Source organism: Exiguobacterium sp. SH3S1, assembly GCF_004337105.1.
Lineage (GTDB): Bacteria > Bacillota > Bacilli > Exiguobacteriales > Exiguobacteriaceae > Exiguobacterium > Exiguobacterium aurantiacum_A.
Genome location: NZ_SJUW01000017.1, coordinates 1 through 24,422 on the forward strand (window position 1 = coordinate 1; position 24,422 = coordinate 24,422).

Sequence of the window (24,422 nt, forward strand, 5' to 3'; positions counted from 1 at the left end):
AGATGATTTTACTCATGGATGCGTTCCCCCGTCTGAATGAATAGGTTCATTATATCGATTCGACCGCACACAAAAAACCCTGAATGAGCACTTTTTATCAAGTGTCTATCATTCAGGGTTCAGTTCATACTCCTTCTGGGGTACGTTTTTTGTTGTCCGGACAAGAATATTTCGTTACCCTAAAGAAGAAGAAGTAGACAAAAGGAGTTGTCCCCATGCAAGAACAAGTCACGTTAGACCGGCGACTGAAACGAGTCGTCGATTTTATACCAGCTAAAAGCATTTTAGCCGATATCGGTTCCGACCACGCTTACGTCCCGTGTTATCTCGTACAGCAAGGAATCATCGACCGGGCCATCGCCGGAGAAGTGAATCAAGGACCGATGGAAGCGGCCAAAGCCCAAGTCGATTTGATCGGCGCATCGGACAAGATTGACGTCCGGCTCGGTGACGGATTGGCGGTCCTGAATGAAGACGAGGCAACATGTATCTCGATCTGTGGGATGGGCGGAAGCTTGATCCGCTCGATCTTAGAGAACGGACGGGATAAGTTAGGCGCGGTCGAACGACTCGTGCTGCAACCGAACGTCGATGGACAGCAAGTTCGGGAATGGTTGCTTGTATCAGGTTTTACGCTCGTCACGGAAACGATCGTCGAGGAGAACGATAAAATATATGAGATTCTTGTCGGAGAGCGGGGCACAGAAACGCGTTACAGTGCGGACGAGGCGGAGCGGACGTGGCAGCTTATGTTCGGGCCGGAGTTGCTGAAGACTCGTCCTGAACCGTTCAAGTTGAAGTGGGGCCGGGAAGCGGACAAATTGGATTACGTGCTCGGTCAAATGGCCGCAGGCGCCCAGACCGAGGCGCTCGTCCGGAAGCAGGAGGAGTTCAAAACGTTACGCGACAAAATGAGAGAGGTGAGTCAGTGATGGCAAACGGAAATCATATCATCCAACTGTTTGAAGAGTTCGCGCCGAAACACCTCGCGGTCGAAGGCGACAAGATCGGCCTGCAGATCGGTACGCTGAATAAACAAGTGAATCGGGTCATGGTCACGCTCGACGTGCTCGAGTCGGTCGTCGACGAAGCCATCGAACAAGAGGTGGACTTGATTATCGCGCATCATCCGCCGATCTTTAGTGCGCTCACCCAAGTGACCGATCGCAACGCCGCCGGTCGAATCGTCATGAAATGTCTTCAAAACGACATCGCCGTCTACGTCGCCCATACGAATTTAGACGTCTGTGAGGGTGGGGTCAACGACTGGATGAGCGAGGCACTCGGATTACATGAGACCGAAGTGCTCGTCCCGACGTATGAAGAGCCGGTGTATAAATTGTCGGTCTTCGTCCCGGAGACACATCAGTCCGCCGTGTCTAAAGCGTTAGGCAAGGCCGGAGCCGGTCGGATCGGGAATTACGGCGATTGCCAATTCACGGTCACAGGGAAAGGGCAGTTCACCCCGCTCGACTTGGCCGACCCGTACCTCGGGCAAATCGGGAAAACGGAGCAAGTCGATGAAGTGAAGATCGAGACGATCGTTACCGAAAGTAAGAAGAAGCGGGTGTTAAAAGCGATGTTTGACGCTCATCCTTACGAAGAGGTCGCTCATGACTTGATTCGGGATGAGATTGCAGGGCCTGTCCTAGGTCTCGGCCGCATCGGTCGACTCGACAAGCCGCTGACGCTCGCTGAATTTTCGGAACATGTCAAAGCAAGCTTTGGTGTCGAAGCGGTGCGGGTCGTCGGCGACTTGGACCGAACGATCAAAAAAGTGGCCGTGCTCGGTGGTGACGGCAACAAGTACGTCTCGGCCGCGCACTTCAAGGGAGCCGACGCCTACGTGACCGGTGACTTATATTTCCATGTCGCCCACGACGCGATGGCGCTCGGGCTCGCCGTGGTCGACCCGGGTCATCACGTCGAGAGCGTCATGAAACAAGGCGTCGTCGACGTCTTGCAACAGAAGTTCACGGCAGCAAAACTCGAGGTCGAGCTCCTCGTTTCCGCTACGAACACGAACCCTTTTAAGTTCCGCTGAAACCGAACACAACCCCCGTCCTCATGCATGAGGACGGGGGTTGCTTGTCATTTGCGAAGCGCCTTCACTCTCGGCAGGATATTTCGTAGTTCGAGATAAGGTGTCTTGTCGTGTGTGCTCAAGTCATCACGGTCGTACTGCGTCAAAAAGTCGATGACTTTTTTCGTGATCGGTGTCGGTGTCGACGCGCCCGATGTGACCGCGACCGTTTCGACGTCTTGAAGCCAATTGAGATCGAGCTCACTCAAATCACCGATGCGATAGGCATTCGTCCCGGCAATCTCTTTAGAGACTTGGGCGAGACGGTTCGAGTTGTTCGATTTCGGATCACCGACGACGATGAGCAAGTCGCAGTCGCCGGCCTGTTCGGCCACGGCTTCCTGACGAACTTGTGTCGCGTTACAAATCTCGTTATGCACCTCGACGTGAGGATAGCGTTCTTGAATGAGGTCGATCAATGCCGAAACGTCCCATTGGCTCATTGTCGTCTGGTTCGTGACGAGAATGTTTGCGTCTAACAAACGATCTGGCAACGCCTCAAAATCGCTCTCGTACTGGACGAGATGGACTTTTCCAGGGGCGACACCCATCGCACCTTCAGGTTCGGGGTGACCGTGCTTGCCGATATAGATGACTTCGTAGCCGGCCGCTGTCTTCTCACGAATTAAATCGTGCGTGACGAGAACGTCAGGACAAGACGCATCGACAATCGTCAGTCCTTTTTCGATGGCACGCTTCCGAACGAGCGGGGAGATACCGTGGGCCGTAAACACGACGGTCCCTTTGTCGATTGTTTCAACTGCTTGCATCCGATCCTCGCCGTCTACGGTCTTGACGCCTAAGTCTTCAAACGCTTGGGTGACGTGACGGTTATGGACGATCATACCGAGTATATGGATAGGCCGTGGTAAATCTGGGTTGGCCACGGCTTCATTCGCTAATTTCATGGCATCGACGACGCCATAGCAGTATCCGCGTGGGCTAATTTTTTTAACTTTCATTTCGTGATGAACGCTCCTTTCGCGATGCTTTCCTACGTATTAGTCTAACATTGTTTCGAAAATACGAAAAGAATTGCGTGTATTCATGCTATAATCTTAAGGTTAGAAAGGAGGGACACCGTGGAACGCTTGAGAACATTGCTTGAAGTTCGAAAATCGTACTTCTTTCAAATCACATTTATTATCTTTATCATTCTTGGACTCGTCATCTCATCACTAGCTTTCTCTGCCGATCGCGTGACGGTGTCCCGCGCGGAAGAATTGGCGAAAGAACAATTTGACTATGCGATTGATGGGAGTATCGAGAACCTCGAGACAAGGCTTGGGAAATTGTATGAAGACCTCGTCTACCTTGGTGCTTACGTTGGAAACGAACCTTGGATTGAAGAGCGGATTCGGACGGGTTACTTGAACCAACGAACGAGTTTCACTTCAATCTTTTACTATGATTTACGAGAAGATGAATTCACTTGGTATTCGCAACGGCAAGTCCCCGCGATGACGTTAAAGGCTGATCCGAAATTTAAAGAAGTCATCACCTCGAACGGCGACGATTTATTCATGAGTGACCCGATATCGATTTCTGGTGATGCCGGCACGTATCTTTACGTACCAGTCATCGAGGACAACCGACCGATTGGCATGTTTGGTGGCAGCATCAGTGTGCTTAACTCGGACCTTTATCGGCGCATGCTTGAATCCACGAATGATGACATGATTCTCTACCTCTTAAATGAGCGGGGAGAAGTGTTATCGACATCGTTTAATCTCGTCACGGATGCGGAGCGAAGGTTATCACGCTCAATCGTCGAAACGACGGATGAGTATGACGTTCGGACGATTTTAAGTACCGAAGACGACGTCATCATGTTCGAACCGGACGCACGAGTGAACGGATGGAGCGTATTGGCCAAGCATAGCATGGATTCGGTGTATGAGGCGGTCTACGATACACGCTGGCAATATTTGATGATTACGCTCGTCACTTTCTTCTTAAGTATTTTAGTCGGTCTCCTTCTCTCGAAGACATTGACGAGCCCGCTGCTCGAACTCGTTCAAAACATCAAGAAACAACAGTCACTCGAACCGATTTTACTCGAACGCACCGGTTCAAAGGAAGTCCAGACGCTCCTCGATACGTATAACGACTACTCGAATCGGATGGAGACGGCTCGACGTGAGCAGTTGAGCCAACAACAGCTCTTGCTCCAACAAGAGAAGCTCGCCTCGCTCGGTCAACTCGCGGCCGGGATCGCTCACGAGATCCGTAACCCGCTCACACCTGTCCAAATCACCTTGCAGATGGCGAAAGAAGGTCATGGTAGTGAAGAAATGCTCGACCTTGCACTGTCCGAGCTCAATCGGGCTAACCATTTGATTACGACGATGCTCACGCTCGCCAAACCAGATCAATCCAAGCTTCAAGAAGAGTGGCTCGACATGACCGAATTTGCGAGTCGGCTCGAGTTCTTACTCGACGCCGAATGTTATAAACGGGTGACGAAGTGGGAACTGATTGTTCCGAACGAGATGCCGCCGTTCTACTGTTCGAGCGACATGCTCGTCCAAACCATCTACAACTTGTTTAAAAACGCCGTCGAAGCCGTCGATTCAAAAGGGTCGGACGGTAGCGTCACGGTCACGGTCCTCTTCACGGAGCGGGATTATCGGTTCTTGATTGAGGATAACGGGATCGGGATGACGAAAGATCAAGTGAACACGGTCGGGTCGGCGTTCTATACGACGAAAGAGAACGGCAACGGGCTAGGGCTGTACATGATTCGAGAATCTTTAAAAGCCGTAAACGGTCAAATGGAGATCGAGAGCGTTGAAGGAGAAGGTACGGCGATGATGATTAAAATCCCAAGGCGGACAGACGTATGAAAGGCTTCCGCTATTACTGGCTTTGGATTCCCGTCGTCTGGGCCATGACGATTTTATTGATCACGTCGATCCAGTTGCCGGAACGCGTGACGACGAACAATGAGGTCGGCTTCGTGTTCGTCAGTGAAAAACACGAACACGCCAATAAGTTGTTAGCCGCCTTTGTACGAACAGCCAATCAAAAAGGGTTCATTCCGATTCCGACGACAAGTGAAGATTCACGTGTCTTAGAAAAAGAGAAATTGGATTCTTTGATCGAGCGCGGTGTCAAAGCCATCTTCGTGACGACGCTTGACGAGACGTTCATACAGTCATCGCTCGAAAAGGCGAGAGAGAAGGGCATCCCGATTATCGCGATCGACCGGATGATCGACCACGATAGCGTGCTCACGTCCGTCGTGTCCGATAACGTTGAAATCGGGCGGATGGCCGCCAACCATATTGCCGCCAAACATACCGCACTCGATCGGCCGATCCGTGTCGTCGAAGTGAGGGGAACGGCAAAAGTCCGCTCGACCATCGACCGTAGCCTCGGGTTGACCGAGTACGATAAAGCCCATGACGACCTCGAGGTCGTGGCCTCGCTCACGGGTAACTACGATACGTTCCAAGCCGAGATTGAGATGTCGCGTTGGCTCGAGGAAGACATCCCGTTCGACGCCGTGTTTTCCCATAACGACGACAACACGTTCGGGGTCGTGAGGGCGCTCGAGAGCAAGAGACTAAATGACAAGACAATCGTGTCGGTAGACGGTGTGACAGAGATTTACCCGTTGATTCATAGCGGGAAAGTCGATGCGACGGTCGTGCAATCCCCGAACGAAATGATTGAAGTCGGGTTCAAAGCGCTCGAACAGCATTTGAGCGGTAAAAAAATCTCGGCGCACTACTATTCATCGAGTTACTTGTATGAAGGACTCGGTAAAGATTAATTGACAAATAACTAGATTCCGCTATGCTAGGAAAAGTGGAAAGAAACAGGAGGTGTATCGATTGAACAGCTTCCAACAGTTCAAATTGTTACCGTTTATCGTCGATGCCTTGACAGAAAAGCGCATCACTAACCCAACGGACATTCAGGCACGGATTATTCCAGCCGCGATGAATGGCCGTGACATTATTGGAAAATCACAAACCGGGACCGGGAAGACACTCGCGTTCCTCTTACCTATTTTAGAATCGATCGACCCGAGCGAACACGAAGTCCAGGCGATCGTTGTCGCACCGACACGCGAACTCGCCTGGCAGATCCACGAAGAGTTGAAAACACTCCTCGTGAAGCAGCCTGACTATATTAAGACGAGTTTGATCGTCGGTGGAACTGACCGCGAACGTCAAATCGACAAGATGAAAAACCCACCACAGTTGATCATCGGGACGCCAGGCCGTCTACTCGACTTGATGAAAGTTCAGGCGTTGTTCCCGCATAAAGTCAAACATTTCGTCGTCGATGAAGCCGATCAAATGCTTGATATGGGCTTCTTGCCAGAAGTGGACCGCATCGCGCAGTCGCTTCCGGAAAGACTGCAAACGATGGTCTTCTCAGCAACAATCCCAGAGAAGCTCGAGCCGTTCTTGAAGAAATATCTTCATGACCCGCGCTACGCGGAAGCGAGTGCCGAGCACCGCGTCGCACCGAAGATCAAGCATCACGTCATCCCGGTCCGTCACCGCGATCGCAAAGAATTGACGGTCGAAGTGGCCAAAGCGATCAATCCGTTCGTCTGCCTCGTGTTCACGAACACGAAACAAGACGCGGATGAGCTCGAGAAGTCGTTCCAGGAGGCAGGCCTCAACGTCGGGACGCTTCATGGCGACATGCAAGCCCGTCGACGCAAGCAAGCAATCAAAGACATCAACGATGCAAAATATCAATACGTGATCGCAACCGACTTGGCTGCCCGCGGGATTGATATTAAAGGTGTGTCGCACATCATCAACTTCGGTATCCCGAAAGATCTCGACTTCTACACACACCGTGTCGGCCGGACCGGTCGTGCCGGTGCTACCGGAGAAGCGTATACGCTGTATGAAGATCACGAGAACGGCCCGATCAATCGACTTGAAGAGCGTGGTTTCGCGTTCACACATGTCGATGTCAAAGGCGGGACGCTCCAAGAGATCAAGACTCGTAAACGCCGCGTGACCGACCGTAAGATGAAAGTATCGCACACGGCGCACAGCCGTATGGCCGGTGAGATCAAGAAGGCGAAGAAGAAAGTCAAACCAGGCTACAAGAAGAAGTTCAAGTATAAATTGAAAGAGACGGCTTCGCGTGAGCATATGCAACAACAGCGCACGGAACGTCGTGAGACCCGTAAGAAGAACAGACGGTAATCACTAAACAGAAGAATCGACTTCATGGAGTCGGTTCTTCTTTTTGTGTACACTAAAGGCAGAAGATTGCGAAGGAGAGTTGACTATGTTAAAAATTGGTTCACACGTTTCGGTTTCAGGTAAGAAGATGCTGCTCGCTGGCAGTGAGGAAGCCGTCTCGTACGGTGCGACGACGATGATGGTCTATACGGGCGCGCCTCAAAACACGCGCCGTAAACCGATCGAGGAGTTAAATATCGAAGCGGCGCTCGTCCACATGGCGGCGCATGACATCGAGGAGATCGTCGTCCACGCCCCATACATCATCAACCTGGGCAATACGACGAAACCCGAGACGTTCGAACTCGCGGTCTCGTTTTTGGCGGCTGAAATCAAGCGGGCCGAGGCGCTACAAGTCGCCCGTCACGTCGTCCTTCACCCAGGTGCCCATGTCGGTGCCGGCGAAGACGTCGGTCTCGCTCGCATCATCGAAGGCTTGAATGAAGTGCTGACCGGAGACGAGACGGTGAAGATCGCCCTCGAGACGATGGCAGGAAAAGGAAGCGAACTCGGGAAGACGTTTGAAGAACTCGCGACGATCATCGACGGAGTGACGCATAACGACCGGCTGTCGGTCTGTTTCGACACGTGCCACGTCCATGACGCCGGGTATGATCTCGTGGGGGATTTAGACGGCGTGATTGCCGAGTTTGACCGCATCGTCGGAATCGACCGACTCGGCGTCATCCACGTCAACGATTCGAAAAACGTGCGCGGGGCGAGAAAAGACCGCCACGAAAATATCGGCTACGGGGAGATCGGTTTTGACGCGTTGAACCGAATCATCCATCATGAGGCGTTCGCGCATTTGCCAAAAATTCTTGAAACACCTTACATTCCAATCAGCGAGAAGACGAAAGTCGCGCCGTATAAGCAAGAGATTGACATGTTCCGGTTAGGCGCGTTCGACGCCGAATGGCGCGAACGATTCGCGCTCGCGCATCAATAAGCGATGAGCGTGCTAAAGATCGATCCAGAGACGTATGACGTATGGGCGGCGCTCCCGACATACTTTCGCGAGCAGAGCCCGTTTTACATTGAAGGAAGCGTTGAGGGACCAGCCTTGATCGAAGTCGTTGGATATGGGATCGTCGCGGAAGTCGAGATCATGCTCGTCGAGACGATGACGCGCCCCGACGACCGGTATTGGCGAACGCGTCCCGACGATGAAGTTCGAGACTATTGTCTCGTCGATTTAGTCGGCCTTGATTTTCATCATCCGCTGCTCAAGAGTGGTATGTACGACGTGTCGACGTCATATGCGACGTTAAAAGATATGTGGGACCGCGGTTATCAAGTCCCATCCCAACGCTGGACACGGCAAACGTACGAGACGCATCTAGCCCGGGAACGAATGATGATGCACCGTATCGCTTCCGTCACGGCTTGTACGAGCTGTGGAGTCGACTTGACAGACAGGTATGGGGCGATGGCCCATCGTCTGCTAGAGTACCATCTTGAAGGAGACAGCGGGATGTGGGTCTGTCCGACTTGTCATAAGGCGATCCATCATGCAGAGTAACAAAAAGAACGATGCCCGCGGGCATCGTTCTTTTTGTTTAAAATGGCCAGTTCGCGAGCGCGAATTGGTAAACTTTCATCCCGAGAAAGACGCCAAAGATTCCGATGACGCCAGGCAAGACCGGGGGGGCAGGCAACGGCAACTTCAAGGCAGTGAAAATCATGCCACAGATGAGGCCAGCGAGCAACGAGAGTAAGATTTCTTGCATGAATGATTCCTCCATATTCGAAAATGAAAGCGTTTCAACTGACTAATCGAACTAATTATACAATGTTCTTTCTCGTTTGAGAAGTCTAACATCAGTCATCAGTCATTTTCTCGTTTTCGGCCCGGAGGCGAAGCACTTCACGTTCGGCCCAGTTCGACGGCTCCCGTTCGAAGACGCTCGGGATGTTGTTCCAACGGCCGCCTGTATATTGATGGATAATGATCTGCGATTGAATTTTCTCTTGGCCGGGCTCTTGTTTGATGTAGACGTAACTGCCATCGGCGCGTTGGATCCGCGCTTTGACGTTGTCGACGAGCTGTAGCGCGAGCATGTCTTTAATGTATGACTTATGACCCGCATCTAGGATCGGGAACAAGATCTCGATGCGCTTTTTCATGTTTCGGGTCATCCAGTCCGCAGACGAGCAATACAAGTCTTCTTTCCCGTTTTGATAGAAATAGAAGATGCGAGAATGTTCTAGATAGCGGTCGATGATCGAGACGACACGAATATTGTCCGAGACACCTTTAATGCCGGGCCGCAGGCAACAGATGCCGCGAATGATCAAATCGATCTTGACCCCGGCCTGAGACGCGTCATACAGCTTCGTGATGATCGACTTGTCGGTGAGCGAGTTCATCTTGGCGACGATGCGACCATTCCCATACTTCTCATGCAGTTTGATTTCGTCTTCAATCTTATGAAGGAAGAAGTCGAGCATGTCGTCAGGCGACGTCTCGAACTCATGCCAAGACGGTCGTTCACCGTAACCGGAGAGCCAGTTGAAGAAGTTGGTCGCATCTTCGGCCAAGTCCTCATTTGTTGTCAACAAGCCGATGTCCGTATAAAGCTTCGCCGTCGAGTCGTTGTAGTTACCGGTACCGAGGTGGACGAAGCGTTGGAGGACACCTCCTTCTAAAATCCGCACGACAAGCGTGATCTTCGAGTGCGTTTTTAACTCTTTATAGCCGTAGATGACGTGGGCCCCGGCTTTCTCGAGCTGTTTCGCCCATTGAATGTTCTTCTCTTCATCGAACCGGGCCTTCAGTTCGACGAGGACGGTGACTTGTTTGCCGCTCTCGGCAGCGTCAGTGAGCGCTTTAATGATCGGTGAATCGCCAGACACACGGTAAAGCGTCTGCTTGATGGCCAAGACGTTCGGGTCTTTCGCGGCCTGGGCGATAAAGCGGACGACCGGGTCGAACGAATGGTATGGGTGATGGAGCAAGTAATCCTTTTTCAAGACGGCCTTGAACAAGTCCTTGCCGGGCTCGAGTCCTTCCGGGACGAACGGGATGAGCGTCTCATTGATCATCTCGTCATATTCGATCCCGATCTTGTTGTAGATGCCAAACAAGAACGTCAAATCGATTGGTCCGTCGACGACGAAAATATCGCGCTCGTGCAGATCGAGGACGTCTTGTAGCATAAACAACAGTTCTTTACTGAGTGAACGTTGTTGGACCTCGAGGCGGATGCCGACGCCGTAACGGCGTTTCTTCAATTCTTTCTCGATCTGTTTCAACACATCGTGACTGCCTTCTTCATGGAACGGCATGTCAGCGTTGCGGGTGATCCGGAACGGCATCGTCGACTCGACTTCAAAGCCTTTGAAGAGCGAATCGATGAATTGGATGATGACGTCTTCGAGCAACATCAAATCGGAATGTTCTTCGTCTTCTGTCGGCAGTTCGAGAAAACGCGGTAGGACGGCCGGTACTTGAACGAGGGCGAGTCGCTTTTTGCCTTCGGCGGTCGAAGAGATTTCGACGGCAATATTGAGCGATTTTGACAACAGCATCGGGAACGGGCGATACGCATCGACCGCGATCGGTGTCAAGACCGGGAAGACGTGGGTCCGGAAATACAGTTTGACGAAATTAAGCTGCTCTTTGTTCAAGTTCTTCGGACGTAAAAAGCGGACGTTTTCGTTTCCGAGCTGTTTGACGATTTTTTTATACGTCGCATACTGGACTTCGACGAGTTCTTGAGCCTTGATCGAGATCGCTTTAATTTGCTGCTTCGGTGTCAGCCCGGCCTTGTCCTCCGGTTGGTTGAATCCGGCGAGCACCTCGTCTTTCAGTCCTCCGAAACGGACCATGTAGAACTCATCGAGGTTTGCACTGAAGATGCCGAGGAATTTGAGGCGTTCCATGAGCGGATTGCGGTCATCGATCGCTTCTTGGAGCACGCGCTCGTTAAAGCTGAGCCAGCTCAATTCGCGGTTGTTAAAATGTTCGGGTAAGTAAGTTGTCATAAAGTAATCCTCTCCTCTACGCGTAGCTCGATCGTCGTTTCGATCGCGCGTTCTAAATGCTTTTTGTGACGGATGCCGCGCTGCAGTTCAAAGCGCGGGGACGTCGTTGTTTGAAGGGTGAAGGCAAGCCCGTCGTCTGTTGTCTCGACGTCGATGTCCTCGACGACTTGACGCTCGGTCAAATCGAGCGCGTCGACAAGTTTGACGATTGACCCGATCAGCTCTAGACTTTTTAACATTTTCGAGTCGAACCATTCAGGAAAGCCCTCGATATGCTGTTCGAGCAGGCGCCGGGACTTGTAAGACGTGACGAGTGCCAGGGCGAGCCGGTCTTCGTTGTTCATGCCTTTAAAGTCATTTGTCGTGATCAAATGGAACGTATGGTCGCTCTTGTTGTTATGGTCGATGTATTCACCGACGTAAGCGAGACGGCAAGCTGCTTCTAACAGTCCCGGTTCGAACGGTTTTGGTTTGATCGTCTTCGCCTCGATCAAGCCCATATAAATTTGACGGGCCAGATGGACGAGATGACGATGCCGGACCGGGTCGACGTCGTATTGTTTCTCGAAGTGGCGGAAACTTTCTTCTTTGACATCAGCGAAACGGATCTCGTTGTTCTCTTTTAAATAGTATTCATAAAATAGCCCTTCCCGCAGACCGTTATTGCTCATCGTAAACTCAGGCACTTTTAAATAGCGGGCCAGTTCATCGATTGCGGTCACTGCCGGAGCGATGATGTCCATCCGGTCTTTTGACAGGCCATCGAGTCGTCCGAGTTGTTTCGTCGACATGTCGATCAGTTCATCGACGACTTCGTGAAGCCGGTCGGCACCGAGCGTATATTGATGGATGCCTTCAAGCGGGAAGTGGGACAACGACTGTTCGACGCGGACGAGGTTACGGGCGGTCCCGCCGACGCCGACAAGCGGAACACCGTGAGGGACGAGCCAATCGATGTCTTTGAACGCCTTCTTCAAGAAAGAAGTCAGTTGTTTCCGCTCATCTTTCGAGAGCGTGTCGCCTGACATAAAATCGTTCGTCAACGTGACGGCACCGAACGGGAAACTATGATAAAAGACGAGCTCGCGGTCTTTGAAGTAAGTCACTTCCATTGAGCCGCCGCCGATGTCGACCGAATAGCCGTCTTCGATATAAGTCGAGTTGACGATGGCCGAGTATCCGTAATACGCCTCTTCATAGTCACTCAACAAGCGGATCTCCATCCCGGTCGCGTCAAGGACCTCGTTTAAAATCGCTTCAGAATTGCTGGCGTTGCGGATGGCTGCGGTCGCGACCGGCAACATCTCTTTGACGCCATGATGCTTGTTCAGACTGATGAAATGGTCGAGTGTCTCGATTAACGATTGGATGCCCATTTCGGATAGTTCGTTCGCATCGGTGATGTGACTCGAGAGCCGAGCGACTTCTTTCACGTTCAACCGTTCGAAATATTGGCCGTGTCGATTCACTTCAAAAATGACGTTGCGAATCGAGTTTGACCCGATATCAATGACTGCTAATTTTTTTTCCACGGTAAATCCCCCTCTGCGATACCTCTAGTGTACAACGAACACTAGACAAACTCATCTTGATTTTGTGTGAAGACGTGACGACGAGCGCCTCGATCTTCTCAAACTTGAAGCATTTAATAATATTCTGTATAATACAGACGCCAAGCAAGTAGAAATGATTACGATTTATCAAACGAGAGAAGGGTAGCTCATGACGACATCTGTCGTAAAATTAGATCATGTTTCGTATTATTACGATGGCACGGCCGCACTTCGGGACGTGTCCATCGACATCAAGCAAGGTGATTTCGTCGCCATCGTCGGCGAGAACGGGTCAGGCAAGTCGACGTTGATTCGGACGATCCTTGGTCTATTGAGCCCGCAGGCGGGAACGGTCGAACTGTTCGGTCGCCCGCAAGGCCAATTCAAGGACAAGTCCCGTATCAGTTACGTTTCCCAAAAAGCGGCGTCGTTTAACTCGGGGTTTCCGGTGACGGTCGAAGAAGTCGTCGCCATGGGCCGGTACGGACGGCTAGGCCTGTTCAAGCGATTGAACATGGAAGATAAGGCCGCGATTCAAAATGCACTCGAGACGGTCAACATGTGGCAATATCGGAATCGCAAAATCGGAAGCCTGTCCGGTGGGCAGCAGCAGCGTGTGTTCATCGCCCGGGCCATCGTCAACCAACCCGATTTGCTCATCTTGGATGAGCCGACGGTCGGGGTCGACCAAAAGCATCTGCGGGACTTTTATGAAGTGCTCCACTTGTTGCGCGAGCAGACGTCGTGCACGTTCATCCTCGTCACGCACGATTTAAACGTCGTCACCGACCTCGTCACGAAAGTCGTCCATCTTGACCGGGGACGTATGGCCTGTAACTGTGGGTTGAAAGAGTATAGCGAACTAGGAGAACTTGCCGCCATCAAGCCGTATGCCGTCAAAGTCCTCGTTCATGAAGGTATGTCATGATTGCGGACTTGTTAACCTATAGTTTTTTGCGTTATGCGTTCATAGCGGCCGTCGTCATCGGGTTTACGGCCCCGTTGATCGGTTCTTTCGTCGTTGTCAGACGGATGAGTCTGATTGCCGACGCTTTGTCACACTTGACGCTCGCCGGCATCTCTTTCAGTTTATTTCTCGGACAGTATGTCTTGTTCTTCTCTGACTTGAATCCGCTCTATCTCGGGACGCTCGTCTCGGTGCTCGCGGCGCTCGGTCTCGATTGGCTCCGCAACAAGTACGTCCATTTTCAAGAGCTGTCGATTCCGATCATGATGTCGGCGGGGATGGGACTGAGCGCGATCTTCATTTCGTTGTCGCGCGGCTTCTCGGTCGATTTGTCGACGCTGTTGTTCGGTTCGATTTCAGCTGTCAGTCCATCTGATATCGGTTTGATTCTAGCTGTCGCGCTCATCACGGTCATCGTCATCGTCGTGTTTTATAAACAGCTCTTGTTCTTGTCGTTCGATGAAGAACAAGCGAAAGTGTCCGGATTGCCGAGCACGCTGTTACACTTGTTGTTCATGCTCGTCGTCGCGCTCGTCATCGCCGTCAGTATGCGGATCGTCGGGACGTTGCTCGTCTCAAGCTTGATCACGTTACCGGTCGCGGCCGCGCTCCGGTTCACGAACAGTTTCAAGCAGACGATTGTTTGGGCAATCGTGTTCGGTGAGCTTGCGACGATCGGGGGACTTGTCCTCGCCTACGAACTAGACGTCGCCCCGGGCGGTGTCATCGTCTTGCTCGCCGTCTTGATTTTGGCTGCTGTCATGTTGTTTGAGAAGGTCGGCTCGTTACGGAAGAAGGAGGTACTCCATGAAACAGACTGAACAAATCGAACGGTTGCAGTCGTCGTCATTGAAAGTGACGCCGAAACGGATTGAGATGTACGCTTATTTGGCGGCCGAAGAACGCTATGTCAGTGCGAAAGACGTCCTCGACTATATGCGTTCGAAACATCCGACGATGAGCTTTGATACGGTCTACCGGAACTTGAAGTCGTTTGCGGAGGAAGGGTTGCTCGAAGCGACCGAGTTGAACGGTGAGAAAGCGTTCCGGGTCACGTGTGGCTCATCGCACCACCACCATCACTTGATCTGCCGCGGGTGCGGCAAGACGAAACTGCTCGAACTTTGCCCGATGCGTTACGTAGAGACGCTTGACCCTGATTTTGAGGTCATCGATCATAAATTTGAGATTTACGGGTATTGTAAACAATGTAAGTAAGGAGGTTGATTACTGCAACTTCCTTTTTTTTGTACATATAAGAAAGGAGTGAGTCGATGATTTATACGGCAAGCGATATCAAGCGAGCGGATGAACAGGCTTTTGCGCACGGGACGACGCCCGAAGCCTTGATGGAGCGAGCGGCGCTGGCCTTGACGAATCGTTTGGCGATTCGAGCAGAGGCGTCCGTCCTCGTCGTCTGTGGACGAGGGAATAACGGGGGCGACGGTTGGGTCATCGCCCGTGAACTGCACCGGCGTGGGTATGACGTCAGCGTCTGGGCACCACTCGGCGAGCCGAAATCGCCAGAAGCCTTGACGCACGCAGCGTTAGCGAAGCAAGTGGTCCCGGTCGTAGATAATCCGAGACAGGCGGACTATATCATCGATGCCTTGTTCGGAGTCGGCCTTGACGGACCGGTCACCGGGAAAGCGAGAGACGTGATCACCTGGATGTGCGACCAAGCGGCGACGGTGATCGCGGTCGATGTCCCGTCCGGTGTGCCGAGCGACGAGACGAGCCGGTTCGACGGTCACGCGATCAAAGCCGATCAGACGTTGACGTTACATGGTTATAAGCGTAGTGCGTTCTTGAATCAAACCGCACCGTTTTACGGGAAAGTCGAACGAATCGACATCGGATTGCCTGAGACGTCGAACTGGCGCGTATTGACGGAGGCCGATTTTGACCGCGGTCTGCTATCCCGTGATCCATATGGCCATAAATCGACTTACGGTCACGGCCAGCTCGTCGGCGGGAGCCGCCACTTGATCGGGGCACCGTTTTTAGCGGCTCAGGCTGCCCTTCGGAGCGGACTCGGGCTGCTCGACTTGGCGGTGCCGGCTGAGGCGATGGCACTGGCTGCAACGTTACCGGAGGCGATGTTTTACGAGATTGACGCCATACCGGACGCGCGGTATGCGGCGACGGCGATCGGTCCGGGCATGGTCGAGGATGAACGGTTGACGAACGCTTGGCAAGCGGTCAAGAAACGGACGACGCCGATCATCGTCGATGCCGGTGCGCTGACGAAGGAACACTTACAGGCGTCGGGCCCATTGACGCTCACCCCGCATCCCGGTGAACTTGCCCGGTTGACGGGACAGACGGTCGAGATGATCGAGGCAGACCGGTTCAAGGCCGCATCAGACTTTGCGAGGCAACATGGGGTTCATCTCATTCTAAAAGGGACGTACACGTTGATCGTTTCGCCAGACGGGACTGGTGCCGTCAACACGGTCGCAGCACCGGCACTCTCGAAAGGCGGGAGTGGTGACGTCCTGACCGGCATGCTGCTCGCGCTCTGGGCCCGGAGTGCGCGGATCGAGCCGGAGCAGCCCCCGAACGAACAAGCCGTCCTATGGCACGCGTTAGCCGCTAGGTCGGCGAGTGAACGGATTCATCCGGCAAGCGTTCTCGCGAGCGATGTCATCGAGGCGATCGGACGGGTATAGAAAAGAGGAATCCAGCGGCGGATTCCTCTTTTTTATAGGGTAATGATGGATTTTGTAGTCTCGAAGCGGTCGACGAGATGGAGTGCCTCGTTCCAAGACGTGATGCGTTTCACCCCGTCCGGTAACGGTCGACGATTATACGGGGCATCGAACAAGAGCACTGGAATCAATGTCTGTTCATGGATCGAGATGGCATTCTCATAGCGGTCCTCCATGAACAAGTCGAGCGCGAGATCTTTGACTACGCCGACTTTGTCGTGACTGCCTGTCATAATCAATGAGTCGAGCGGCAGTTCGTACTGTTTGATCCAGTCCTCGGTGACAGAGCGAACGGCCTCGCTGCGCGCCGTCACGTAGTGAAGTTGGTGCGTTTTCCGAATGTGCCAGAGCACTTCGTTCACTTCAGAGTGCGGGAGTGAACGCCGATAGATGGCTTCTTCATGACCGTGTTCGATCATGAACGTCCAAAAATCATGTTGCGTCATATTCGTGTACGTATGGAGCTCGTATTCGGTCGCCTGATGATAATCGATGGCGTAACCGAGCATGTCGTTCATATAGTGAAAGCAACTTTGCGGATCCGTGACGGTTCCGTCTAAATCTATCCCAATGTGCATCTTGATTCCTCCTTGCCATAACACTCATTGTATCAAAAGCCCGCTCGGTTGCAACCGAGCGGGCGAGAGATTAGTTAGATTGGTTGGCAAGTTGTTGTTCTTCAAGCTCACGCGCGGCAAGTTTCTCGGCGACGATGGCGTCGATTTCTTTCTTCAACTCTTCGACCATCGTTGCTTCCGGTACTTTACGGATGATTTTCCCGTGACGGAAGAGCAGGCCTTCGTTACGGGCACCGGCGATGCCGATGTCCGCCTCACGTGCTTCACCTGGTCCGTTGACCGCGCAGCCGAGGACGGCGACTTTGATGTTGACGTTAATGTTTTGGATGTACTCTTCAACTTCTTTCGCAATCGAGATCAAATCGATTTCGATGCGGCCGCATGTCGGGCAAGAGATGAGCGTCGCGGCGTTAGCGGCTAGGCCAAACGACTTGAGCACTTCTTTGGCGACTTTGATCTCTTCGACAGGGTCGTCAGACAGCGACACACGTACCGTCGAGCCGATCCCGAGTGAGAGGATCGCACCGAGTCCGGCCGCTGATTTGAGTGATCCTGAGAACAGTGGTCCTGATTCAGTGATCCCGACGTGGAGCGGGTAGTCGAACGTCTTCGCGGCGAGCGTGTACGCCTCGAGGGCAAGGTTCACGTCAGACGCTTTGAGCGAAATGATCGTGTTGTAAAAACCGAGGTCCTCTAAAATCTTGACGTGATGCATCGCACTTTCGACCATGCCTTGGGCTGTCGGATATCCGTATTTTTCGAGGAATTGCTTCTCGAGCGATCCGGCGTTGACACCGATGCGGATCGGGATGCCTTTCGCTTTAGCGGCGTTAACGACCGCTTCGACTTTCTCACGGCGACCGATGTTACCAGGGTTGATCCGAATCTTGTCGACACCGCTTTCGATGGCTTTCAACGCCAATTTGTAGTCGAAGTGAATATCGACGACGAGCGGGATGTTGATGCGGCTCTTGATTTCAGCGAGCGCGTCGGCCGCTCGCTCATCTGGACAAGCGACGCGGACGATTTGGCAACCTGCTTCTTCAAGACGTAAAATTTCGGCGACAGTCGCTTCGACGTCGTGCGTTTTCGTCGTCGTCATCGACTGAATGACGACTTCATCAGATCCTCCGATGATGACGTTGCCGACACGAATCGGACGAGTTAATGAACGGTGTAAAATTTCTGACATATACGTAATCTCCTTCTTTTGGAAAGGTTCCAATCGATTTAGATGGTTGGTTTCTTTCTTATCATAACGAAATGCTTGTGAAAAAGCACCCGGCAAGCGCTCCTGAGATGTGCTCTTTACAAAGTCTAACGTTATCTTAACAGAGGCTTCATAATTTTCCACCGTCTCAAGACCGATATATCGGACGAATAGTAACTTGAGAAAGGTGAGGATTAGATGTGTTAACGCGATTGCAACAGCTGTGGAAGCAGCGACGTCCCGACGGCGTCAAAATTGAGCGACGTCTCCAATGGACGCTGATGCCGCTTGTCGTCATCCTGTTTTTGACGACGTTCGGTTGGTTCGCCCTGAAAGCGGAACACCTGTTGACAGCTGAAGTCGAGAAGCGCTTACTCCGAGAAGCGACAGTCATGCGCGAGACGGTCAAAACGACGTACGGGGCATACCTATCAAATGAAAAAGGGTTGGTACGCTCATTGAAGTCGACGTACATGCAACAGGCGTCAATTTTATCAGCGGACGGACTCGAGGCCGGTCAGTACTTGATTCGAGACGAGCAAGTCGAGCAATTGACAGGAAAAAAAGCGAGCAAGCAGCTTGAAGACAAATTTAATGAAGTGACAGTGAACGAACTCGCAGTCATTGAACGAGACGATTTCTTTTTAGCAGCGGTTCCGATCCCAGAACTACAAGCTCATTACGTATTGGCTGTCACGAGACAATCGGTACTTGGCTCGATGTGGGAACTTCGACAGGCGCTTTTCGCTGTGATCATCATAGCGATGGGAATCATTATCTATTTATTTTCTCGGATGATTCGTCGCGAAGTCAGACCGTTATCGCAGTTTGCGACGCGACTGCGTGAGGCGGTAGAGACGCGTGCTTTTAAAGAAGTAGACTTAGGAGCCAAGTCGTTCGAGATCCGTAGTTTAGAGCGTGAGTACAATACGTTCATCGGTCTGTGGAAAAAGTCGTTGCTGACGATGGACGAGACGTCTTTGGCGTTTGAGACGAGCTTGCCGACGTTCATGCGGCAACTTGCATCAAATGAACAACAAGTTGTCGCTTTTAAAGAAGTCGCAAGTACGGTCGAACAGACGAGTCGATCGTATCAGGCGTTTACGAGTGAATCGACGCATCGCTTCACGGACATTGCGGCCCATGTCGCGGCACTCAAACAAGATATTTCGGCTGTCGACTTGAGAGCGGTAGCGCTGCAACAAACGATTTCGAGCGAAATCGCCTCGTTTGCTTCGGTCAGAGGCGTGAGCGAGCAGTTCAAAGAGAAGGCGGGCGGTATCCAAGAGCGTTTACGCGACAGCGCGGAAACGTCAGAACGAGCCGACGAAGCGCTACAGACGATTTTATCGGTCGCGGCAGCCACGAAGATGTTGGCATTGAACGCCTCAATCGAAGCGGCTCGCGCCGGGGAACACGGAAAAGGGTTTGCTGTCGTCGCTCATGAAGTCGGTCAGCTAGCGAAAGTGACGAATGAATCTTCGATACTTGCCGTTGCGGCAATCGGACAAATCAAATCCGAACGGGAAGAGATTTTTAGCGATATGATTCGCTTCGGCGACGATATCCTTCATTTAGGTGAGACGTTGGACCGAGTTGAGGCAGGGATTGCGAGAATCAATCACGAAGTGCGCGACCAGATGGCTGAGTTCCAATCGATCACGGATCAGACGGCCGCGACGGGAAGTCAGTTGCTCCACATGGCGGAAGCGAACGAACAACTGAAAGAAATCGGCTTGACGCTCGAGCGGAAGTTGAACGAATTGTACGAAGGGGTCGAAGTATGGACGGACGTTCAAGCAACGTTACAAGCAGCCGGGACAGACCTCGGTCATCAAAGTCGACGGCTGCAGGAAGTACTTACTGAACTTGCACCGAAGACGTGATAAAAATCGGGACAGCGCGTATTAGCGCCGTCCCGATTTTTTTTGTTTAAGCGGAATTTGGAATAGCGGGACGGTCAAGAAGACGATCGTGACGACAAAGCCGAGCCAAAGAAGTGCGGGCATAAAGTGATACAAGGCGACGAGCACGAGCGTCGGCACGAGTGTCATCGCGACCGCGTAAGGCCAAGCTTGCCGATACGGCCACGGTTTCTTCATTCGAAGTCTCGTCACGAGTTGAACGAACAAGGCGGCGACGGCGACCCAAGTCATATAGAAGAAGAAGATGGCGAACCCGTGTAAAAACAACCACATCGGTGCGAAAAAATCGGGTCGCAAGACGAGGTAATCTAAAACAGTCGCGACGATTGTAAAGACGAGGCTCGCCAACATATAAGTGTGCAGCGGAGCCAGACGAAGCCGTAGCGTTTGCTTCGTAGGTAGCAGGCTATGGCGGATAAACATTGATGTCGTTTTAAGCATACAGACAAAACCCCATTCTGTTATAGTACAAATCATCTAAAATACATAAAAATAAGACAACTATTTAATAAAACCTTAACATTAAACGTGTTTACATCAACTCAGGGAAGAAGGCATAATGAGTAAGGCAATAAGAACCAATTAAACACAACCAATTCACAATCAAAAGGGGTACAAAAATCGTGGAATACAATTTGCAAGAAATGTTATTCATGTTTTTTGGAGGATTAGGGATCTTCCTATTCGGTATCAAATCGATGGGAGACGGCCTTCAAAAGTCTGCAGGAGATCGACTCCGCGACATCCTTGATAAGTATACAACGAATCCATTCCTCGGAGTACTAGCCGGGATCATCGTTACGATTCTTCTTCAGACGTCTACAGGTACGACAGTTATCACGGTCGGTCTTGTCAGTGCCGGTTTCATGACGCTCCGTCAAGCGATCGGGGTCATCATGGGTGCGAACATCGGGACAACGGTGACAGCGTTCATCATCGGAATTGATATCGGTGAGTATGCGCTCCCGATGATTGCCGTCGGTTCTGCACTGTTGTTCTTCTTTAAAAAAGAGAAGTTTCAACATATGGGTCAAATCATCTTTGGCGCCGGAGCTCTCTTCTACGGTCTTGAACTTATGGGAGACGGCATGCGTCCGCTCCGTACGAGCGAGTACTTCTTCGAACTCACACAATCGATGAGTCAAAACCCGATCCTCGGAGTTGTCGTCGGTACGGTGTTCACGTTGATCGTTCAATCGTCATCAGCGACGATCGGTGTCCTCCAGGAACTATACGCTGGTGGTTCGATCGACTTGAAGGCCGCTCTACCGGTCTTGTTCGGTGATAACATTGGGACGACAATCACAGCGGTTCTCGCTGCACTCGGTGCGTCAGTCGCGGCTCGTCGCGCAGCTGCGGCCCACGTCATCTTTAACTTGGTCGGGACGGCCATGTTCTTGATTATCTTACCGCTCTTTACGCAATACATTTTCTGGATTACAAATTTCCTTAACATTGAGGCGAAGATGCAAATCGCCTTCGCCCACGGTACGTTCAACGTCGCCAACACATTGATCCAGTTCTGGTTCATCGGGACAATTGCCTGGGTCGTGACGAAACTTGTACCAGGCGAAGATTCAATCGTTGATACGAAAGCGCAACACTTGGACCCAATCTTCATTCAACAGTCGCCTTCAATCGCGGTCGAACAAGCTAAATATGAAGTCATCCGCATGGGTGATTTCGCGAAGCTTGGTCTTGATGAGGCACGTTCTTATATGGAGACTGGTGACAAGAAGCACGCGGAAAAATCAGCGCACATTGAAGATGCGTTAAACTCGCTGAACTCTAAAATTACGGATTATCTTGTTCAACTCGCGGCCGTCGATTTGACGGAGCACGAATCACAACAACATAAGACACTCATGCATGCCATCAACGATATCGAGCGAATCGGTGACCACGTTGAGAACATCATCGAGTTGATCGACTATAAGACGGCGACACGCATCACGCTCTCGCCGGGAGCTCAAAAAGAATTGACGGAAATGTATGATCTGACACGGGCCACACTCGAGAAGTCACTCCAAACGCTCGCGAGCGGTGACATGGTCGAGGCGCGTCAAGTCATCGAGATGGAAGCGAAACTCGACATGCTCGAGCGCCAGTTCCGCAAAAATCATGTCGTTCGTTTGAACACAGGTGAATGTGACGGCCAAGCTGGTATGTTCTTCGTCGATATGCTCTCGAACCTTGAGCGGATCGGTGACCATGCGATGAACATAACGGAAATCACACTCGAAGACGCAACGAACGAAGTATCGGTCTAACGTTTCGAAAAAGTTCTGCTACTTAAGTTATAAGTAGTAGGACTTTTTTTCGTACATATGACTTTTCATTGACAGTGGCGGCTTCATTCAGTATATTATTACTGTATAACAACGTGGCGGTGTAGCTCAGCTGGCTAGAGCGTACGGTTCATACCCGTGAGGTCGTGGGTTCGACTCCCTCCGCCGCTACCAATAAGGACCCTTAGCTCAGCTGGTTAGAGCAGACGGCTCATAACCGTCCGGTCGTAGGTTCAAGTCCTACAGGGTCCATCAAAGACAGCTTTCTGATGAAAGCTGTCTTTTTATTTACATTTTTGTTTTCAAAAGTGAAGACGTGGGTAAATATTCGTTAGCATTTTATTTTTGAAAAATATGAAACGAGGCGAAGTAAGATGGAACGAAATCATACGATGATGCAATTTTTTGAATGGCACGTCCCGGCTGACCAAAAGCATTGGAAGCGATTGAAAGAACGTGCTTCTAAGTTGAAAAAAGCAGGAATCACCGCACTTTGGTTGCCACCTGTCACAAAAGGTCAAAATGATGAGGATACGGGATATGGTGTCTATGATTTGTATGATTTAGGCGAGTTTGATCAAAAAGGGACCATCGCTACAAAATATGGGACGAAGCAAGAGCTGCTTGAGGCGACGAAACACGCCCAAGAGCTCGGGATGCAAGTATATATGGACGTCGTGTTGAACCATAAAGCTGGAGCCGACGCAACCGAGAAGTTCGACGTGTTAGAAGTCGACTCGGAAGACCGGACGAAAGTGTTGTCGGAAGAACCGTTTGAGATCGAAGGGTGGACGAAGTTTGATTATAAAGAACGAAACGATAAGTACTCGTCGTTCAAATGGAACTTCCATCATTTCAACGGCACGGACTATGACGCGGCGAGCGAGCATAGGGGTATCTTCTTCATCTTAGGCGATAACAAAAAATGGAATGACAACGTCGATAGTGAGTTCGGCGTATACGATTATCTGATGTTCGCGAACATTGACTATCATCATCCGGAAGTCCAGGAAGAAGTGTTAAGTTGGGGCAAGTGGTTCATCGAAGAGACGAAATGTGACGGCTTCCGTCTCGATGCGATCAAACATATCAACTATGATTTCGTCAAAGAGTTCAGCCAAACGATGAAAGATGAAAAAGGTGAGAACTTTTACTTGGTCGGTGAGTTTTGGAAGTCAGAGCTCGAAGATTGCCGCGCCTTTTTAGACAACATCGACTACCACGTCGATTTGTTCGACGTGCCGCTCCACTACAATTTGCAACGTGCCTCGATCGAAGGCGCATCGTTCGATTTGCGGACGATTTTTGACGACACGCTCGTCCAGTCCCACCCGTTTCACTCGGTCACGTTCGTCGACAACCATGACTCACAGCCGGCCGAGGCGCTTGAATCATGGGTCGAAGATTGGTTCAAACAAAGTGCTTACGGTCTGATCTTGCTTCGCCGAGACGGTTATCCGTGCGTCTTCTACGGGGATTACTACGGCATCAACGGGCCCCACCCGACTGAAGGGAAGAAACAGGCCATCGATCCGCTTCTGTACGCACGTCGCGAAAAAGCATACGGGCAGCAAGATGATTACTTCGATAACGAGAACGTGATCGGCTGGGTCCGACACGGTAGCGAGGACATCGAGCGCTCAGGTTGTGCCGTCATCATCTCGAATAACGAGGAGGCGGAGAAACGGATGTACGTCGGGGAATATCGTGCCGGGGAGAAATGGGTCGACTTGACGCAGACGATCGATGAAATCATCGAGATTGACGAAGATGGAAAAGGGGTATTTAAAGTAGCGGCAGGATCGATCTCGGTCTGGGCGTTGCCGGACGAAGAGGTGGAATAAGCCTTTACAATTGAGTAAGCCGTCACAAATCTGTTACATTTAAAGCGAACGTTG

The 24,422-nt window shown here is 51.5% G+C and carries 21 protein-coding genes and 2 tRNA genes; 16 read left to right on the forward strand and 7 right to left on the reverse strand.

What is annotated here, in order from left to right:
* Positions 1-215: 215 nt before the first annotated feature.
* Both EVJ26_RS13330 and EVJ26_RS13335 read left to right on the forward strand, forming a co-directional pair.
* Positions 216-932, forward strand: a complete 717-nt coding sequence (locus EVJ26_RS13330; protein WP_131457997.1) for a tRNA (adenine(22)-N(1))-methyltransferase — start codon at positions 216-218, stop codon at positions 930-932.
* Entirely contained in the window at positions 932-2,044 is a 1,113-nt protein-coding gene (locus tag EVJ26_RS13335; protein WP_131467827.1) for a Nif3-like dinuclear metal center hexameric protein, read from the forward strand. The genes EVJ26_RS13330 and EVJ26_RS13335 overlap by 1 nt, the downstream gene beginning before the upstream one ends.
* A gap of 47 nt (positions 2,045-2,091) precedes the next feature.
* Here the strand turns inward: EVJ26_RS13335 and EVJ26_RS13340 are convergent, their stop codons facing one another.
* On the reverse strand, positions 2,092-3,045 hold the full coding sequence (locus EVJ26_RS13340) for a 4-hydroxy-3-methylbut-2-enyl diphosphate reductase (protein WP_131459018.1): 954 nt from the start codon (positions 3,043-3,045) through the stop codon (positions 2,092-2,094).
* 120 nt (positions 3,046-3,165) lie between these two features.
* Between EVJ26_RS13340 and EVJ26_RS13345 the strand changes: the two genes are divergently transcribed.
* From EVJ26_RS13345 to EVJ26_RS13365, 5 genes are all read left to right on the forward strand, one after another.
* Entirely contained in the window at positions 3,166-4,929 is a 1,764-nt protein-coding gene (locus EVJ26_RS13345; protein WP_131470674.1) for a sensor histidine kinase, read from the forward strand.
* Positions 4,926-5,861: a sugar ABC transporter substrate-binding protein gene (locus EVJ26_RS13350; RefSeq protein WP_131470676.1), complete on the forward strand. Its 936-nt coding sequence runs from the start codon at positions 4,926-4,928 to the stop codon at positions 5,859-5,861. The genes EVJ26_RS13345 and EVJ26_RS13350 overlap by 4 nt, the downstream gene beginning before the upstream one ends.
* Positions 5,862-5,922: 61 nt before the next feature.
* A complete protein-coding gene (locus EVJ26_RS13355; RefSeq protein WP_070327008.1) occupies positions 5,923-7,266 on the forward strand; it encodes a DEAD/DEAH box helicase in 1,344 nt (447 codons plus the stop codon).
* An 85-nt stretch (positions 7,267-7,351) separates the two neighbouring features.
* Positions 7,352-8,254: a deoxyribonuclease IV gene (locus EVJ26_RS13360; protein WP_131442975.1), complete on the forward strand. Its 903-nt coding sequence runs from the start codon at positions 7,352-7,354 to the stop codon at positions 8,252-8,254.
* Between the two features lie 3 nt (positions 8,255-8,257).
* The gene (locus EVJ26_RS13365; protein ID WP_131459021.1) at positions 8,258-8,827 is read left to right on the forward strand and encodes a hypothetical protein; all 570 of its coding nucleotides are present in this window, start codon (positions 8,258-8,260) and stop codon (positions 8,825-8,827) included.
* Between the two features lie 37 nt (positions 8,828-8,864).
* Here the strand turns inward: EVJ26_RS13365 and EVJ26_RS13370 are convergent, their stop codons facing one another.
* From EVJ26_RS13370 to EVJ26_RS13380, 3 genes are all read right to left on the reverse strand, one after another.
* Entirely contained in the window at positions 8,865-9,035 is a 171-nt protein-coding gene (locus tag EVJ26_RS13370; protein WP_021065708.1) for a DUF1427 family protein, read from the reverse strand.
* Between the two features lie 91 nt (positions 9,036-9,126).
* Complete coding sequence (locus EVJ26_RS13375) at positions 9,127-11,292, reverse strand: RNA degradosome polyphosphate kinase (protein ID WP_131470678.1); 2,166 nt, start codon at positions 11,290-11,292, stop codon at positions 9,127-9,129.
* On the reverse strand, positions 11,289-12,824 hold the full coding sequence (locus EVJ26_RS13380; RefSeq protein WP_131459023.1) for a Ppx/GppA family phosphatase: 1,536 nt from the start codon (positions 12,822-12,824) through the stop codon (positions 11,289-11,291). Before EVJ26_RS13380 ends, EVJ26_RS13375 begins: the two co-directional genes overlap by 4 nt.
* 190 nt (positions 12,825-13,014) lie before the next feature.
* Between EVJ26_RS13380 and EVJ26_RS13385 the strand changes: the two genes are divergently transcribed.
* Genes EVJ26_RS13385 through EVJ26_RS13400 form a run of 4 tightly spaced genes read left to right on the forward strand, consistent with a single transcriptional unit; the run spans position 13,015 to position 16,484 of the window.
* On the forward strand, positions 13,015-13,773 hold the full coding sequence (locus EVJ26_RS13385; protein ID WP_131470680.1) for a metal ABC transporter ATP-binding protein: 759 nt from the start codon (positions 13,015-13,017) through the stop codon (positions 13,771-13,773).
* On the forward strand, positions 13,770-14,633 hold the full coding sequence (locus EVJ26_RS13390) for a metal ABC transporter permease (RefSeq protein ID WP_131470682.1): 864 nt from the start codon (positions 13,770-13,772) through the stop codon (positions 14,631-14,633). The genes EVJ26_RS13385 and EVJ26_RS13390 overlap by 4 nt, the downstream gene beginning before the upstream one ends.
* Complete coding sequence (locus tag EVJ26_RS13395) at positions 14,620-15,030, forward strand: Fur family transcriptional regulator (RefSeq protein WP_070327015.1); 411 nt, start codon at positions 14,620-14,622, stop codon at positions 15,028-15,030. The genes EVJ26_RS13390 and EVJ26_RS13395 overlap by 14 nt, the downstream gene beginning before the upstream one ends.
* A 56-nt stretch (positions 15,031-15,086) precedes the next feature.
* A complete protein-coding gene (locus EVJ26_RS13400) occupies positions 15,087-16,484 on the forward strand; it encodes an NAD(P)H-hydrate dehydratase (protein WP_131470684.1) in 1,398 nt (465 codons plus the stop codon).
* Positions 16,485-16,516: 32 nt separating this feature from the next.
* On the opposite strand, the gene EVJ26_RS13405 is transcribed toward EVJ26_RS13400, so the two are convergent.
* Together EVJ26_RS13405 and ispG are read right to left on the reverse strand one after the other, a co-directional pair.
* Positions 16,517-17,101, reverse strand: coding sequence for a hypothetical protein (locus tag EVJ26_RS13405; protein WP_236634044.1), 585 nt, complete (start codon positions 17,099-17,101; stop codon positions 16,517-16,519).
* A 70-nt stretch (positions 17,102-17,171) separates the two neighbouring features.
* On the reverse strand, positions 17,172-18,293 hold the full coding sequence (gene ispG, locus EVJ26_RS13410; protein ID WP_016508052.1) for a flavodoxin-dependent (E)-4-hydroxy-3-methylbut-2-enyl-diphosphate synthase: 1,122 nt from the start codon (positions 18,291-18,293) through the stop codon (positions 17,172-17,174).
* A gap of 218 nt (positions 18,294-18,511) precedes the next feature.
* Between ispG and EVJ26_RS13415 the strand changes: the two genes are divergently transcribed.
* Positions 18,512-20,197, forward strand: a complete 1,686-nt coding sequence (locus EVJ26_RS13415) for a methyl-accepting chemotaxis protein (protein WP_131459028.1) — start codon at positions 18,512-18,514, stop codon at positions 20,195-20,197.
* Positions 20,198-20,218: 21 nt separating this feature from the next.
* Here EVJ26_RS13415 and EVJ26_RS13420 read toward each other — a convergent pair whose 3' ends face one another.
* Positions 20,219-20,677, reverse strand: a complete 459-nt coding sequence (locus EVJ26_RS13420; protein ID WP_236635586.1) for a hypothetical protein — start codon at positions 20,675-20,677, stop codon at positions 20,219-20,221.
* Between the two features lie 182 nt (positions 20,678-20,859).
* Here EVJ26_RS13420 and EVJ26_RS13425 point away from each other — a divergent pair, with 182 nt between their 5' ends.
* From EVJ26_RS13425 to EVJ26_RS13440, 4 genes are all read left to right on the forward strand, one after another.
* Positions 20,860-22,506 (forward strand): Na/Pi cotransporter family protein, encoded by a 1,647-nt coding sequence (locus tag EVJ26_RS13425; RefSeq protein ID WP_131459029.1) that lies wholly within the window; start codon positions 20,860-20,862, stop codon positions 22,504-22,506.
* 115 nt (positions 22,507-22,621) lie between these two features.
* Positions 22,622-22,698 (forward strand) — tRNA-Met (locus EVJ26_RS13430).
* A 4-nt stretch (positions 22,699-22,702) separates the two neighbouring features.
* Positions 22,703-22,776 (forward strand) — tRNA-Ile (locus EVJ26_RS13435).
* Positions 22,777-22,898: 122 nt separating this feature from the next.
* On the forward strand, positions 22,899-24,368 hold the full coding sequence (locus EVJ26_RS13440) for an alpha-amylase (protein ID WP_131467837.1): 1,470 nt from the start codon (positions 22,899-22,901) through the stop codon (positions 24,366-24,368).
* Positions 24,369-24,422: the final 54 nt, after the last annotated feature.